The 14,206-nt window shown below is 53.4% G+C and carries 15 protein-coding genes; 7 read left to right on the top strand and 8 right to left on the bottom strand.

The window, feature by feature from the left end; genetic code table 11:
• Window positions 1-9: 9 nt before the first annotated feature.
• From AAC019_RS10810 to AAC019_RS10800, 3 genes are all read right to left on the bottom strand, one after another.
• Window positions 10-261, bottom strand: a complete 252-nt coding sequence (locus AAC019_RS10810; RefSeq protein ID WP_198144065.1) for a succinate dehydrogenase assembly factor 2 — start codon at window positions 259-261, stop codon at window positions 10-12.
• Window positions 262-412: 151 nt separating this feature from the next.
• Window positions 413-1,822 carry a DegQ family serine endoprotease gene (locus AAC019_RS10805; protein WP_339898871.1) on the bottom strand — a complete coding sequence of 470 codons (1,410 nt, stop codon included), beginning with the start codon at window positions 1,820-1,822 and terminating at the stop codon, window positions 413-415.
• A 196-nt stretch (window positions 1,823-2,018) separates the two neighbouring features.
• Complete coding sequence (locus AAC019_RS10800; RefSeq protein ID WP_339898870.1) at window positions 2,019-2,975, bottom strand: OmpA family protein; 957 nt, start codon at window positions 2,973-2,975, stop codon at window positions 2,019-2,021.
• Between the two features lie 149 nt (window positions 2,976-3,124).
• On the opposite strand from AAC019_RS10800, the gene pyrC reads away from it, so the two are divergent.
• Both pyrC and rnt read left to right on the top strand, forming a co-directional pair.
• A complete protein-coding gene (gene pyrC / locus AAC019_RS10795) occupies window positions 3,125-4,165 on the top strand; it encodes a dihydroorotase (RefSeq protein WP_339898868.1) in 1,041 nt (346 codons plus the stop codon).
• Between the two features lie 118 nt (window positions 4,166-4,283).
• The gene (rnt, locus tag AAC019_RS10790; RefSeq protein WP_339898901.1) at window positions 4,284-4,895 is read left to right on the top strand and encodes a ribonuclease T; all 612 of its coding nucleotides are present in this window, start codon (window positions 4,284-4,286) and stop codon (window positions 4,893-4,895) included.
• 3 nt (window positions 4,896-4,898) lie between these two features.
• Here the strand turns inward: rnt and AAC019_RS10785 are convergent, their stop codons facing one another.
• Window positions 4,899-5,363, bottom strand: a complete 465-nt coding sequence (locus tag AAC019_RS10785) for a MaoC/PaaZ C-terminal domain-containing protein (protein WP_339898866.1) — start codon at window positions 5,361-5,363, stop codon at window positions 4,899-4,901.
• A 170-nt stretch (window positions 5,364-5,533) separates the two neighbouring features.
• Between AAC019_RS10785 and AAC019_RS10780 the strand changes: the two genes are divergently transcribed.
• Window positions 5,534-6,352, top strand: a complete 819-nt coding sequence (locus AAC019_RS10780) for a universal stress protein (protein ID WP_339898864.1) — start codon at window positions 5,534-5,536, stop codon at window positions 6,350-6,352.
• 71 nt (window positions 6,353-6,423) lie between these two features.
• Here the strand turns inward: AAC019_RS10780 and AAC019_RS10775 are convergent, their stop codons facing one another.
• Window positions 6,424-7,062: an RpiB/LacA/LacB family sugar-phosphate isomerase gene (locus AAC019_RS10775; RefSeq protein ID WP_339898863.1), complete on the bottom strand. Its 639-nt coding sequence runs from the start codon at window positions 7,060-7,062 to the stop codon at window positions 6,424-6,426.
• A 299-nt stretch (window positions 7,063-7,361) separates the two neighbouring features.
• On the opposite strand from AAC019_RS10775, the gene nagA reads away from it, so the two are divergent.
• The 4 genes from nagA (at window position 7,362) to AAC019_RS10755 (ending at window position 11,630) form a co-directional block, all read left to right on the top strand.
• Window positions 7,362-8,525 carry an N-acetylglucosamine-6-phosphate deacetylase gene (gene nagA / locus AAC019_RS10770; RefSeq protein WP_339898861.1) on the top strand — a complete coding sequence of 388 codons (1,164 nt, stop codon included), beginning with the start codon at window positions 7,362-7,364 and terminating at the stop codon, window positions 8,523-8,525.
• Window positions 8,522-9,313, top strand: a complete 792-nt coding sequence (gene nagB / locus AAC019_RS10765) for a glucosamine-6-phosphate deaminase (RefSeq protein WP_339898859.1) — start codon at window positions 8,522-8,524, stop codon at window positions 9,311-9,313. The genes nagA and nagB overlap by 4 nt, the downstream gene beginning before the upstream one ends.
• Window positions 9,314-9,426: 113 nt before the next feature.
• Entirely contained in the window at window positions 9,427-10,629 is a 1,203-nt protein-coding gene (locus AAC019_RS10760) for a DUF5009 domain-containing protein (protein WP_339898857.1), read from the top strand.
• Window positions 10,630-10,703: 74 nt separating this feature from the next.
• The gene (locus AAC019_RS10755; RefSeq protein ID WP_339898856.1) at window positions 10,704-11,630 is read left to right on the top strand and encodes a histone deacetylase family protein; all 927 of its coding nucleotides are present in this window, start codon (window positions 10,704-10,706) and stop codon (window positions 11,628-11,630) included.
• Window positions 11,631-12,133: 503 nt separating this feature from the next.
• Here the strand turns inward: AAC019_RS10755 and AAC019_RS10750 are convergent.
• From AAC019_RS10750 to AAC019_RS10740, 3 genes are all read right to left on the bottom strand, one after another.
• Window positions 12,134-12,523 (bottom strand): hypothetical protein, encoded by a 390-nt coding sequence (locus AAC019_RS10750; RefSeq protein ID WP_339898855.1) that lies wholly within the window; start codon window positions 12,521-12,523, stop codon window positions 12,134-12,136.
• A 699-nt stretch (window positions 12,524-13,222) separates the two neighbouring features.
• Window positions 13,223-13,501 (bottom strand): hypothetical protein, encoded by a 279-nt coding sequence (locus AAC019_RS10745; protein WP_339898854.1) that lies wholly within the window; start codon window positions 13,499-13,501, stop codon window positions 13,223-13,225.
• 125 nt (window positions 13,502-13,626) lie between these two features.
• Window positions 13,627-14,157 carry a hypothetical protein gene (locus AAC019_RS10740; RefSeq protein ID WP_339898853.1) on the bottom strand — a complete coding sequence of 177 codons (531 nt, stop codon included), beginning with the start codon at window positions 14,155-14,157 and terminating at the stop codon, window positions 13,627-13,629.
• Between the last annotated feature and the right edge of the window lie 49 nt (window positions 14,158-14,206).

Below are 14,206 nucleotides of genomic sequence, written 5' to 3'. Positions count from 1 at the left end.
GCGGGGCGGTTAGGCGTCGTCGGGCATGCCGGTGTTATCGCGAACAATTTGAACAATCCTTTGCAGCTCGGGGTTTTCGGGCTCGTGGCGGTGCAGCAGCCAGGCAAACATATCCTGATCTTCGCATTCTAGCAGCTGCTGATAGCGTAGCTTGTCCTCGGGCTCCAGGCTCGGGTACACATTCTCTAAAAACGGCAGCAGAATTAAATCCAGCTCCAGCATACCCCGCCGGCTACCCCAAAATAAGCGATTGCGCTCCACGTTTTGACCTCGTCTCAATTCGACCATCGATTGTTGCGCGCAGTATAACCCAGAGCCACGCTCGCCCACAGGGCATACCGGCGATCGGCAGACAAAAAAAGAGGCAGCCTAAGCTGCCTCTTTTTAATTACACCACTTATTCAAACAATCATTAGTCGTCGGTCTCGATTTTAATGGTGCGAATCATCGACTGACCGCGGCGGTAAAAGCGAATGGGCACCAGCTTGTCTTCATCCAGCTCCTTCACCAAATCGCGGTACTCATCCAGGCTTTGCACTTCATCGTAGCCTAGCTGAACAATCACATCGCCGGGGCGCAAACCCGTGGCCGCCGCGGCCGAGTTGGGCTCGACCTGACGCACCAAGACACCACCATCCAGATTCGAGCGCTCGCGGTACTGCTCGGATAAATCCTCAAGTTTCAGCCCAAGGCGATCGACGCCGCTAACATCACCATTGCGCCCGCCCACACTGGCCACGGCCTCAGGGTCGCTTTCACGCTCGCCCAGTGTCACATCCAGCGTCTTTCTTTTGCCGCCGCGCATTACCGTTAGCTCAAGCTCACTGCCCGGTGCCATGCGGCCCACCAATTGTGGCAGCACGCCCGAGTCCAACACCTCGGTACCGTCAAAGGCGACGATAATATCGCTGGGCTTAATGCCGGCCTCTTCCGCCGGACTGCCCGGCTCTACATCATTAACAAGCGCGCCGATAGGCTTTGACAGGCCAAACGAAATCGCCACATCCCGGCTGACATCGGTAATGGCCACGCCTAACCAACCGCGCTGCACCGAGCCTTTGTCCATCAGCTGCGCAACAACCTCGGAGGCAACATCGGCGGGAATCGAAAACGACAAACCGTTTGAACCACCCGAGCGACTGTAAATTTGCGAGTTAATCCCAACCACTTCACCTTTTAAATTAAACAATGGGCCGCCGGAATTACCCGGGTTAATTGCCACATCGGTTTGAATAAAAGGCACGTACTGGCTGTCGTTAGCGTGAATAGAGCGGCCCATGGCACTGACAATGCCGGCGCTGGCCGAGTAATCCAGCCCAAACGGCGAGCCAATCGCCACCACCCACTGACCGACTTTTAAATCATCGTTGGTTGCCAGGCTCAGAGTCGGGAGATCTTCAGCATCCACTTTAAGCAGCGCCAAATCCGACAGCGGATCGACCCCAATTACCTTGGCCAGCAGTTCGCGCTTATCAAACAAGCGCACATTAATTTCATCGGCCGAATCCACCACATGGTTATTGGTCAGAATATAGCCGTCTTGACTGATGATAAAACCAGAGCCCATAGACTGCGCATGACGTTCGCGCGGGCTGGGCTGAGGAAACAAATGGCGGTAGGCCTCGGGCAGATCCTGCAGTTGGTCGAGGCTTGGACCACCGCTGCTAACCGTTTTACTGGTGGTAATTTTCACCACCGCCGGCGCGCTCTTTTCAATTAAATCGGTAAACTCCGGCAATGCGGCCGCGCGGGCGGTAAGCGCCACCATAGACAACATCAGTACCCCCATCAGGGCGCGGGCATTTAACACTACTTGCTGCATTTACGTATCACCTCTGTGCTTACTATTGCGAGCTGCCTGCATCCACAGGCAATCGATCAGCAACCGACACCCTAGCCGGGCACGGCTTGCGTGAGTTACGGGCGTTTGGACACACACAGGCGGCAAAGATTCCGGGGCCGTTAAAAAATTACCCGGATTAAAGTCGTGCGAAATAGCAGGGGACGGAGACGGCGAGTTACGACTGCGACGAATCGGATTCGTCTTGGGCAGGCTCCGATACAGGCTCTTGGTGGTGCGCCTCCAACGTTTGCGCCTTGGGCTCAAACCGATCAATCCGCAAGGTCACCCGGCGGTTCTCAGCGCGGCCCTCTGCCGTGCGGTTGGAGCCTATCGGGTAACGCTCCCCGTGCCAACGCACCTGCACAAGGTCTTCGCTAACGCCACGCTCTTTCAGGTAGGCCGCCACAAACTCGGCGCGCTGCTTAGACAACTCCAGATTATCGGCCCGCAAGCCCTGACCATCGGTATGGCCATCAATCACTACCGTCGTGACATACTCATCGGCCAGAAGATACTGAATAATATTATCCAACAGCGGCTGCTGATCGGGCTCAAACTCCGGCGCCCCGCCAACAAACGCAACACTGCTGCGACGTACCTGATCGTAGTTCACTGGCAGCAAACCACTCAAGCACTGCTGAAACTCTTTAAACGCCAAACGAAACCGAATGGGCTCCAGCACAACATTTACCGGAGTGGCCGCTTCGTACCAGGCGTAATGGGCAAACATGAGTTGCTGCCCCTGTTGCAGCTCGCCAATAAGGCGCTGAGATTCACGCCAGTCCATGCGAATAGGCTCGTCGCCCGACACCACCGGCACCGAGTCCAGCTGGCGCTGCACCCCGCTGCCCTCCCAGCGCGGCGCCTGGGCCAACAACTGCGCTTCGCCCCCGGCAAACTGACGGTTCTGTTCACGCAGATAAAAGCGCTGCGGCTCGCCGGCGCGGCGCAAAAATACCGCCTCACCATAGCGGTTGAGCGGCTGATAGAGCTTGCAGGCAAACGCACTGGCATCTACCTGCCAGCGGCTCAGCTCCATGGGCGCCTCAAAGGTAATGGCCAGCGCCGCTGGCGCCAGCGCCACAAGCGCACCGAGCAAGGCAACTCGCTGTCGGGCTTTACACAACACCATTAACCAATCACCTCAGCCACCCCCACGGATAAATTTACCCCTGCGCAGCCATAGCGCCACAGGGTCTGTATGGGGTATCGGCCCAAGACGGCTGCGCTTTAGCGGCATTTTTGCTAGGATGCGAGCCTTTACTGACAAAAGCTCACACCATGACTCAAGAACTGACAATTACCCGCCCCGACGACTGGCACATTCACCTGCGCGATGGCGCTGCGCTCGAGCGCACCGTAGCCGATGCCGCACGCCAATTTGCCCGCACCATCGTGATGCCCAATTTAGTGCCGCCCGTGATGAATGCCGCTCAAGCGCAGGCTTACCGCGAGCGGATAATGGCCCATGCCCCCGAGGGCCGTCAGTTTGAACCACTCATGGTGCTGTACCTAACGGACAACACCAGTGCCGAAGATATTCGCGCCGCGCGCGCCGCGGGCGTTGTGGCCGGCAAGCTGTACCCGGCGGGTGCTACCACCAACTCCGACTCGGGCGTCACCGACCTTGCGCACCTGTACCCGGCGCTGGAGGCCATGCAAAAAGAGGGGATGTACCTGCTGATCCACGGCGAGGTTACCGACTCGAGCATCGATATTTTTGACCGGGAAAAAACCTTTTTAGAGCGCTCGCTAAGCAAAGTTGTGGATGATTTTCCCGAGCTGAAAATCGTGCTGGAGCACATCACCACCCGCGACGCCGCCGAGTTTGTACAGGCCGCGCGCGCCACCGTGGGGGCGACCATCACCGCTCACCACTTGCTTTACAATCGCAACCACATGCTGGCGGGCGGCATTCGGCCACACTACTACTGCCTACCGATCCTAAAGCGCCAAAGTCATCAAGAGGCGTTAATGGCCGCCGCCACCAGTGGCAACCCCAAGTTCTTTTTAGGCACCGACTCGGCGCCACACGCCAAAAGTAAAAAAGAGGCGGCCTGTGGCTGCGCCGGTAGCTACACGGCCTACAGTGCCATCGAGCTATACGCCGAGGCCTTTGACGCGGCCGGCGCGCTGGATAAGCTCGAAGGGTTTGCCAGCCACTTTGGCGCCGATTTTTATGGTTTGCCGCGCAACCAAGAGACAATTACGCTGGTAAAACAGCCGTGGCAACTACCCGCCACGCTGCCATACTTAGATGAAAATATTGTCCCACTATGCGCCAGTGAAACCCTTAACTGGCAAATCAAATCCAGCCAGTAAACACCTCTGGTGTGCCTGGCGCACCAGAGCTTTAATCATGACACAAACCAGAGCCTATATTTAAGGAAACCAAGTGAACCCCACGCCCCCCGAGTTTGACCGAGACACCAGCTCGCCTATGGCCCAGCGCTTTCGCGGTTTTTTACCCGTGGTAGTCGATGTGGAAACCGGGGGCTTTAACAGTGGCCGCGATGCGCTATTAGAGGTGGCCGCGGTCACCCTAACCATGGACGACAACGGCCTGTTGTTGCCGGATCAAACCCTCGCCTACCATATCGAGCCGTTTGATGGCGCCAATATTGAGCAGTCGGCCCTGGACTTTACCGGAATTGATTTGGACAGCCCCGATCGCTTTGCCGACCCAGAGCCCATGGCCATGGTCGAGCTGCTGCAAGGGGTAAGACGCGCGGTAAAAGAGCAAGGCTGCACCCGGGCGGTGATGGTGGGCCATAACGCCCATTTCGATCTGGGCTTTATCAATGCCGCGATCAACCGCTGCGAAATCAAGCGCAACCCTTTTCATCCGTTTTCGTGCTTTGATACCGCAACATTATCGGGCCTGGCGTTCGGTCACACAGTACTGGCCAAAACCTGTCAGCTGGCCGGCATCGAGTTTAGCAATAGCGCCGCGCACTCGGCCGCCTACGATGCCGAAAAAACCGCCGAGCTGTTTTGCCTGATCGTTAATCGCTGGCAAGAGCTGGGCGGCTGGCTGCCACCCGAAGCCTAAGATTTAAAGCTCTGACAGTTCCGGCGCCTCGACGCGGTCACTAGCCGCCGGTGCGATCACCTCGGCCTCTCCGCGCGCCAGTAATGTACCGTCCTGATTGTGTACTTTACAGTCGATCACCACCAGGCGCATGCGGGCCTTAAGCTCTTTAACCGTCAAGGTCACCACCGCCGTATCCCCCACTTTAATGGGCTGCTTAAATTGTAACTGCTGGGCGCGATACACAGAGCCCGGCCCGGGTAGCCGGGTCGCAATAGCCGCCGAAACCAGCGCGCCCAACCACATCCCGTGACCGATAGGCTCGCCAAACACCGTGCCGGCGGCGTACTCAGCGTCTAAATGCACTGGGTTTACATCGCCGCTGACAAGGGCAAACTGACGAATCACCTCGGCGGTTAAGGTGCGCTCAAACTTCTCTTCCTGGCCCAGGCTCAACTCATCAAAACCGGTAGAAATCAATTGCGGCATACGCCCACTCCTAAATAGTCAACATAACTTAGCCATTGTACCGTAACTTGGGAGGTGCACCGCTATTCACGCGCCGACCAACTTGCTATGCTTGGTCACTGACAACGCGCGGGTAATGCGCGATAATCAATAACAAATGGTACGATCAAAGGGAAACAGTAGGAGAACCCATGTCCAAGCAGCAAATAATGTTTGTAGTAGTGGATCCCAACGACGAGCAACACGTCGCTTTGGAGCGTGTCGCGCTGACATCACAACTGCAAGAGGTTAAGCCCTTTGTCCACGTGTTTGTCGCCGTCGATGGCGATGCGGTAGACACGCGCGCCTACAACGCCAACCTGGTACGCGACCAAGGCTGGTTTGAAGAACAAATTCGCAGTGTCCTTAACAACGCCGGTGTGGAACACTTAATCGAAGTTTCTTGGTCATCTGAGTGGCAAGAGTCGATTATGCAGTCGGCCAAGCGCGCCAATGCCAACTTAATTTATATTCCGGTGCACGCCAAAACCGCCAGCCGTCGCTTCTTCTTTACCGAGTCTAAATGGGAGCTGTTAAAAGGCGCCGCCTGCCCCGTGGTATTGATTCGCCCAAGCGCCCACACGGCGCGCAAAAAGATTCTGGCTGCCGTTAACTTTCAGGCTGTGCGCGATGTACAAATCGAGCTCAACGAGAAAATCCTGGCCGCTGCCCGCCACTTTTGCGAGGTGTACAACGCCGAGCTGCACGTGGTGAACGGCTATATGGACTCTCTTAACTACCCCGACCGTGGCCGTCTGGCCAACGACACGGGCGTACCCACCGAGCGGATTCACGTCGATAATGGTTACACTTCGGACGTGGTCTCTAAAGTCGCAGAAGAAATTAGCGCCGATCTGGTAGTGATGGGGACTCTGGGCCAAAACGGCATGACAAAAACCCGCCGCGGCAATACCGCGGAGCGCTTGATCGACGCCCTGGATACAGACGTTATGGTGATTAACCACGGTTAATTAACTGTGGTATCCGAGACACAAAAAAGCCCAGCATAAGCTGGGCTTTTTTGTGGGCGGTAACGCTTGGATTAAGCGGCCAGCACCTCGCGGACAAACGCTTCAATATCAGCGTCCTGACAGTTGTCAAAAAAGCACTGCTGAAAGCGCTCGCCGCCAACGGCGGTTTTCACAAGCTCGGGGTCGATTGCCCGCAGGCCATCCAAAAAGCTCTTGCCGGTCGCCTCTTTAATACCGTTTAAGATTCCGGCGTTAGCCACTTGCGACTCGCGGCGCTCTGGCGGGTAGCCCTGGCCTGTTACACCGGTAAACGCCTTTTCAAAAATGTAGCGCACGTTTAGCTCGGCGCCCCAGCCAAAGCCCTTGGCAAAAGGCAGCGCCAGCGCATTACCGTTATTAATTTGCGCAAACAAATAGGCATCGGCCGGGTCGATACAGTAACCACAGCATACGCCGGGGTAAGCGTTCAACGACATCAAGGCGCCCTGCCCGGTACCGCAACCGCTCACCACAAAATCAACGGCTTTAGCGTTAAGCAGCAAGCCGGCAATAATGCCCAGGTGGATATAAGTCAGGCGGTGATCATTGTCGCCCGACATACCCACATTAAAGACACTGTGACCTTGCTCTGCCGAGACGTCTTCCAGCTCTTTAAGGATAATGGGGTTTTTGCCGGCCTGGCTGAATTCGTTCATCAGTGCAATTTTCATGATAGGACTCTCTGGCTTGGTGGATATCTGACACTCTGGCATACCGTGTATGACAACAGAGCCTCGGCCCGTTTGGGCCAAGCGCTAATGGCGCCAGTCTAGCCGCCACACCCTTTTTGGTCAACCCATCTGGTCATACCAATCTGACAGTGCTTGTGCCCGCCACGCACAAGGCCGAGCAAAAATAATCGCTATGGATTGCAACACAAGCCTAAAACGATCAATAATAGGGCAAAGAGTAAGCCCTAAGGTGGCGCGCAGGCCGCCATTGTTTACCACCAAAAAAGGTAAATATCTTTATGAAACAAGCACTTGTAGGCGCCAAAATATTTACAGGCGACAAGTTTATCGACAATCAGGCACTGATTATCGACGGCGAAACGCTGATTTTAACGGCCGAAAATGACAACGTTGTCCAGTTATGCGAAATTATTAATCTCGACGGCGGTATTCTCGCCCCAGGCTTTATCGACCTGCAGGTTAACGGCGGTGGGGGCGCGTTCTTTACCAATGATACCAGCGTAAGCGCGCTTCAGACCATGCTTAATGGTCACCGCCCCTCGGGCACGACCAGCATGCTGCCAACGCTGATTAGCGATACCCGCGACACCCATCAGGCAGGCGTTAGCGCCGTGCGCGATGCGATAGCCCAGGGCATGCACGGCGTGCTGGGCATTCATATCGAGGGGCCGTTTTTTGATATGGAAAAGCGCGGCGCGCACAATGCCCGCTATATCCGCGAGATGGAACCGGCCGATACCGCGTGGTTAACCGAAATCGACGGCAACTTTAAAACCATGATTACCCTGGCACCCGAGCACGCTCATCCGGGCCAGATTAAAACCTTGGTCGATGCCGGTTTAATCGTCTGCGCGGGCCACACCAACGCCCAGTACGAGCAAGTCATGGCCGGCGTCAAAGAAGGTATTAGCGGCTTTACCCACTTATACAACGCCATGCGCCCATTAACCGGCCGCGAGCCCGGGGTAGTCGGCGCGGCACTCGACAGTGACGAAACCTGGTGCGCCATTATTTGCGACAACCATCATGTTCACCCCGGGGCAGTACGTGCCGCACGCAACGCTAAGCCTACAGGCAAGCTGTATTTAGTCACCGATGCCATGTCCACCGTAGGCAGTGAACAAAAATCCTTCACGATCTACGGCGAAACTATTTACGAACAAGACGGCGCATTGGTAAATGCCGAGGGCCGGCTCGCCGGCAGCGCGATTGGCATGATCGACGCCGTGCGCATTTGCCACCAGGACGTTGGCGTCGAGCTGGGCGAGTGCCTGCGCATGGCCTCGCTCTACCCGGCGCAGTATTTACAGCTCGACAACCTGCTCGGCCACATTGCCACCGGCTTGCGCGCCGATCTGGTGCACTTTGACAGCAATTTTAACGTGCGCAACACCTGGGTTGCCGGTGCGCATCAATCTCATACCTCTGTGGAGTCAAAATGAAAGTCGTCATATTAAAAGATGCCGCCGCCGTTGCCGCTTACGGCGCCGATATTTTTAGCAAACAGCTCGCGCTAAAGCCCGACTCAGTATTAGGCCTGGCAACGGGCTCGACCCCGGTTGCACTTTACAAAGAGCTGATTGCCCGCAATCAGGCCGGCAAGGTGAGCTTTGCCAAAACCCGCAGCTTTAACCTTGACGAGTATCTCGGCCTTGCCGACGATCACCCGCAAAGCTATCGCCACTTTATGAACATCAACCTTTTCGATCACGTGGACATCGACAAAGCCAATACCTGCGTACCGCCGGGTAACGCCAAAGACCCACGCGCCGCCTGCGAGCAGTACGAGCAAGACATCAAACAAGCCGGTGGCATTGACGTGCAGCTGCTGGGCATTGGTCGCAACGGTCATATTGGCTTTAACGAGCCGTCGTCGTCACTGGCCTCGCGCACGCGCATTAAAACACTCACCAAAGAAACCATCGATGACAACTCGCGCTTTTTTGGCCCCGACGAGTACCAGCCGCAACTGTCCATCACCATGGGCATCGGCACTATTTTAGAGTCGAAAAAAGCGGTTCTGCTCGCCACCGGCGAAGCCAAAGCCGAGGCCATTAAAGCCACAGTTGAAGGGCCGCTCACCGCTGCCTGCCCGGCATCGGCGCTGCAAATGCACCCGGACGCGGTCATTATTATTGACGAAGCGGCCGCCTCTTTACTGGGCGATACCGACTTTTACAAACACATCGAGACCGAAAACCAAAAATTAGAGCAGCTGTTGGGCCGTTAACTCGGCCCTTTTTTAGATGCTGCGCACCAGCCTTGTTCAATACGCACACGCCAATGGGCAGACAGCGAAGTGTTCTCTGCCCCTGAGTCATTATTAAAACGATAGGAACTCTTATGAGCCAATTGGCTATTGCCGCCCGTCGGGTGCTAGCGATCGATGTGTTTCGCGGCATCACAATTCTGACCATGGTGTTTGTCAACGAGCTGGCGGGCGTTACCAATGTGCCCGGCTGGATGAAGCACTTACCCGCCGATGTCGACGGTATGACGTTTGTCGATCTGGTCTTCCCCGCCTTTTTGTTTATTGTGGGCATGTCCATCCCCTTTGCCACCGCGGCACGGTTAAACAAGGGCGCCACCTTACCGGGAATTTTTAATCACGTACTCATTCGCAGCTTGAGCTTAATTGTTATCGGCGTGTTTATGGTCAATAGCGCCGCCGGTTTTAACCAGTCAGCCATGGCGCTACCAATATCGGCGTGGACGTTGCTGATGTATGGTGCCGTGCTGTTAATTTGGTGCCAATACCCCAAGCAGGCCAGCCGGTTGGCCACAACCGCCCTAAGGCTACTGGGCGTGGCACTGCTGATAACGCTGTGGGCCCTTTACCGCAGCAGCGATGGCGGTAGTATGTCACCACAGTGGTGGGGCATTTTGGGGTTAATCGGCTGGGCTTATTTTCTGGCCAGCGCCGTTTACCTATTGGCTCTTAACGCAACGAGTGCTACCACTCACGTCGCTATTTTAGCCGGTGCGGTTATCGCCTTTATCGGCCTGTATTTTCTGTTAGGGGCCATCAATAGCGATTCAGCGGCACTTGGCTTTGTGATTGAAAACAACCGCAACCACACACACGCCGCTATCGTGTTGGCCGGCGCGCTGCTGTCCACACTGTTTTATAACGCTCAGCTTAGCGCGTTAAAACTGCGCAGCGTGGCGGCATTCAGTATCGTTAGCGGGCTTTTGGCGCTCGCCAGCTGGCAGGTTTCACCTATCTCAAAAATTTGGGCCACACCAAGCTGGGCGCTGTTCAGTATTTTCTTTTGCGGTGTCATTTTTTCGGTTACTTACTGGCTAGTTGACGTTCGTGGCCACACTCGCTGGTGCCAATTATTTGCCCCCGCAGCGGCAAACCCGCTGTTGGTGTATATATTGCCCTCGATATTAATTGCAGCCGTTAGCCTTGCAGGTGTCAGCTATCGCCCTGCCATATTTGACGCAGGCCTTGCGGGTATCGCCTGGTCGTTAGCCTTTGCGTTTGTCATGATGGGCATCACCGCCCTACTCACCCGGGCGGGCGTAAAATTAAAGCTCTAAACATTCACGCTTGGTTAGCGGCCCCTAAACCACGCCGCTAACCACACGCATAAAAATGTGCAACAATAATAATTATGACAGCCATCATTATCAGCCACCCCGTGTGCCTGGAGCACCTAATGCCCGACGGCCACCCCGAGTGCCCCGCGCGGCTAGAGGCCATTCACAACCAACTGCTTAGCAGCGGGCTGGATTTTGTGCTGGGCGAGCGAGATGCCCTAGAGGTAACCGACGCACAACTGGCGCGCGTGCACGACCCACAATATTTGCACTGGTTAAACACCCACTTGCCTACTGAGGGCATTGTCAGCCTGGGCGACGACATCTTTTTAAGCGCGCAAAGTTTAGTGGCCGCACGCTACGCCGCCGGCAGCGGCGCCCAGGGCGTCGACTTAGTCATGCAGGGCACCACCAAAGTGGTGTTTTGCAATGTACGCCCGCCCGGCCATCACGCCGAGCGCGCCCGCGCCATGGGCTTTTGCCTGTACAACAATATTGCCGTCGCCGCCTACCACGCGCTGGACGCCTACGGGCTAAAGCGCGTTGCCATCGTCGATTTTGATGTGCACCACGGCAACGGCACACAGGATATATTCCTCGATGAACCCCGGGTACTGTTTTGCTCCAGCTTTCAATACCCGTTTTATCCAGACACCGACATTGATATAAAGCGCCCCAACATCGTCAACGTACCCTTACCGGCCACCACCAAAGGCCCGGAGTTTCAGCAAGCCATTAACGACCGCTGGCTACCGGCTCTGGAAGATTTCGCGCCCGAGCTTATTTTAGTATCATCCGGTTTTGATGCGCATTTACTGGATGATATGTCGTCGATCAGCTTAACCGAGCGAGACTACCAATGGGTCAGTGAACAGCTGCGCGCCTATGTAGACGAGCACGAGCAATGTCGCGGTATCGTCTCGATGCTAGAAGGTGGATACGATTTACCCGCGCTGGGGCGCAGTGTGGTGGCGCATGTTAAGGCGATGGCGAAATTGTGAGTGTGGTACGGGGTACAATAAAGTCTACATCAGCATCTATTGGTTATGGATAATACAAACGGCTTATTTGCACCAGTTTGCCCAATAGCTAATCAAAACCACTAATGACAATAAAACCACGACAAACAGTAGCCGAAGCCTATTTAGTGCTTTTCTCGGCATACTCACTGGCAAGAATGAGACAAGACAAGTAACAACAAAGAACAAAAAGCCAATAAATAGTGACACAAGAGCAGATAACGTTACATCGTAACTTCCGCAGCCTGTGTCATACGGCAACCCTGTATAATTAACTGTTAACGTTAGAAGCAATGTTAATACTGGAAATAGAAAAACTGAAAAAAATAACAGTTGATTTAAGTTAAAATCTTTAATTCTCATAAGATACTTGGCCTCATAACGTCCGCCTCTCTAGGCGGCCAACTCAACCAAGAGCGCCACACGATTACGTTTTAGTCGCGCAAGTTGCCTCCGGAGTTAACGCTGAAGAGTCTGAAACCGCCTTAATCTTGATTTTCTAAGAGACGGCTAGCAGATCGATAAAGCACAACAAAAGGCCCCGAAACAACCAAGATAAAAGAAAAATGGAAAATGGTTGACCCCAACCCAGGATTATTTTTCAGAGTATGCTCTACGTAAAACCAAACAATAAACCACCCTCCCCAAGCAGCCCCCATACCACACAAATTTTTATAGAGCCTAATTTTTTCCACAGCCGAATGCCGAATTCCAACGGTAGCCCTCCACATTCCTATAGATAGAACTAACTCTGCCAGATAAACTGCGGCCGCAGCCCCCGACGAATTACCTATAAGCCCGAAAACCGAAGACACAAATAAAATACCCGACCATAAGTAAGATACTTTTATAAAATCCTTTAACCTGTTACTCACAGATTTCCTCGCGCTCGAATTTTTAGCCCAATTCACTTAGGATCCTGAGGGTTCTTAACTAAACTAAAACCCAACACGATCACGCTAAAATTGAGCCGCCCCCAGAACTCCAGTCTTACTGATTACTAGAGCGATGCATTGAACGTCACTTACTGACAATATAATGTGTCAAGTACATGACACCAAAAAACAGAGCTAGAATAGCTAGTGACCCAGCAAACAAAACTTTTGACATTGAATTAATTTTACTAATTGCATATTGTTTAGATGCAGCTTCCAAACTCTTCATCTCATCTAAACTCAATGGATTCTCGACAATATAGTTTTCGTTCTCATATAACAACATTGCCTGCCTAAACTGCCTATCTGAGATAATCCACAGGCAACTCTTTCGCCCAACCATCCTTACATTTTCATCAGTAATACAGTTAGCGATACCTTTCGATTTCAAATGAGAAGAAAGACTATATATATCTGAACATGTTTCACTTGTCTGGAAAAGCTTCATTTTTACCTCGGCCGACAGTGGAATAAATCACACGCTTCGGGAAGTGGCGAATGACTTTAGAGGAGCCGCTCTCGGGGGATTACTTAACTAAAATCCAACATTACCACGTTATAACTGAGCAGAGCGCCCCGAGAATCGCGCTTTTCACCGTCCAGCCGAAAACGGTAAGCACGCTTTTTATATAACATTTACTAAAGCACTATTAGTGCCGTTAGCACAGCGATCCAAAACAACAATCCCACGACGCATACACCCCACGCGCCTAAATATTTTTTCCCGTCTCGCTCGAACACTTTAAAGCCGCTTTGCTTCTTTGAAACACGACCAGACTCCAATCGAGAGAGAAGGTCAGGCTTCAACTTTCCGAAAGAGGCTAAAAGCACCAACGCAAAACCTGTGAAGTAGATGCACCCCCAAAAAAATAGCTCTATTATTATCCATATAGCCAAAAAACCAATCGTTTCTTCCATATCTAGACCTAAATTTTAACGCCTTGCTCAGTTGCGCAGCGGTTGCAGTGATTTTTGTGCAACAATGAGCTCAGCGAATGCACAAAAAGAACGTAGGCCGCTCCGCCAACTGGAGCAACTAGTTATCATTTTCCGGCTGATGCCTTTTCAGCAATTTTCGCCATTTTCCCAACAGCACTCGAAAGGGTACCTTCGGAATATTGAATAAATCTAATCTCCCAGGTACTTGGCGTCAGAATATGCGGCTCCATTACTAAGGTGGCATTTAACACTCCATTGCTTCCATTTTCTGTTTTGCAGACTCTGCCTTTCCCTTTAAGAAGCGAATGTCCAGTAAGCGTTACCTCTTTTCCAGAATCTATTACCTTCAAGGGCTCGGAATCATCGTAAAGATTTATTTCAAAATTTCCACTTTCAACGAAAGTAATCTCCCCGTACGCAACAAAGCTGTTTCCGTGGGCCAGCCCCTGAGACAAAATAACCTTTCTTCCCTCGCTAATTTCCAAACGAAATACCCTTACAGTATCTCGCGTATAAATAGCCTCCCAAACCCCGTTCATTGTCTCTTCGGAAACCTTTGGACAGGGGTCTTGTGAGGCAAGGGCTATACCTGGAAGTAAGCTAGCTAGCGACAATGTCAATAAAATTCGTTTCATAAGATAACGCCCCAAGCAGGGGAATATTTTGCGTTTTGAGCGCAGCGAA

Source organism: uncultured Gilvimarinus sp. (genome assembly GCF_963975215.1).
In the GTDB taxonomy this organism is placed as follows: Bacteria; Pseudomonadota; Gammaproteobacteria; order Pseudomonadales; family Cellvibrionaceae; genus Gilvimarinus.
Note: the sequence above shows the minus strand (reverse complement) of the source record. Positions and strands in the feature narration are given on the sequence as shown.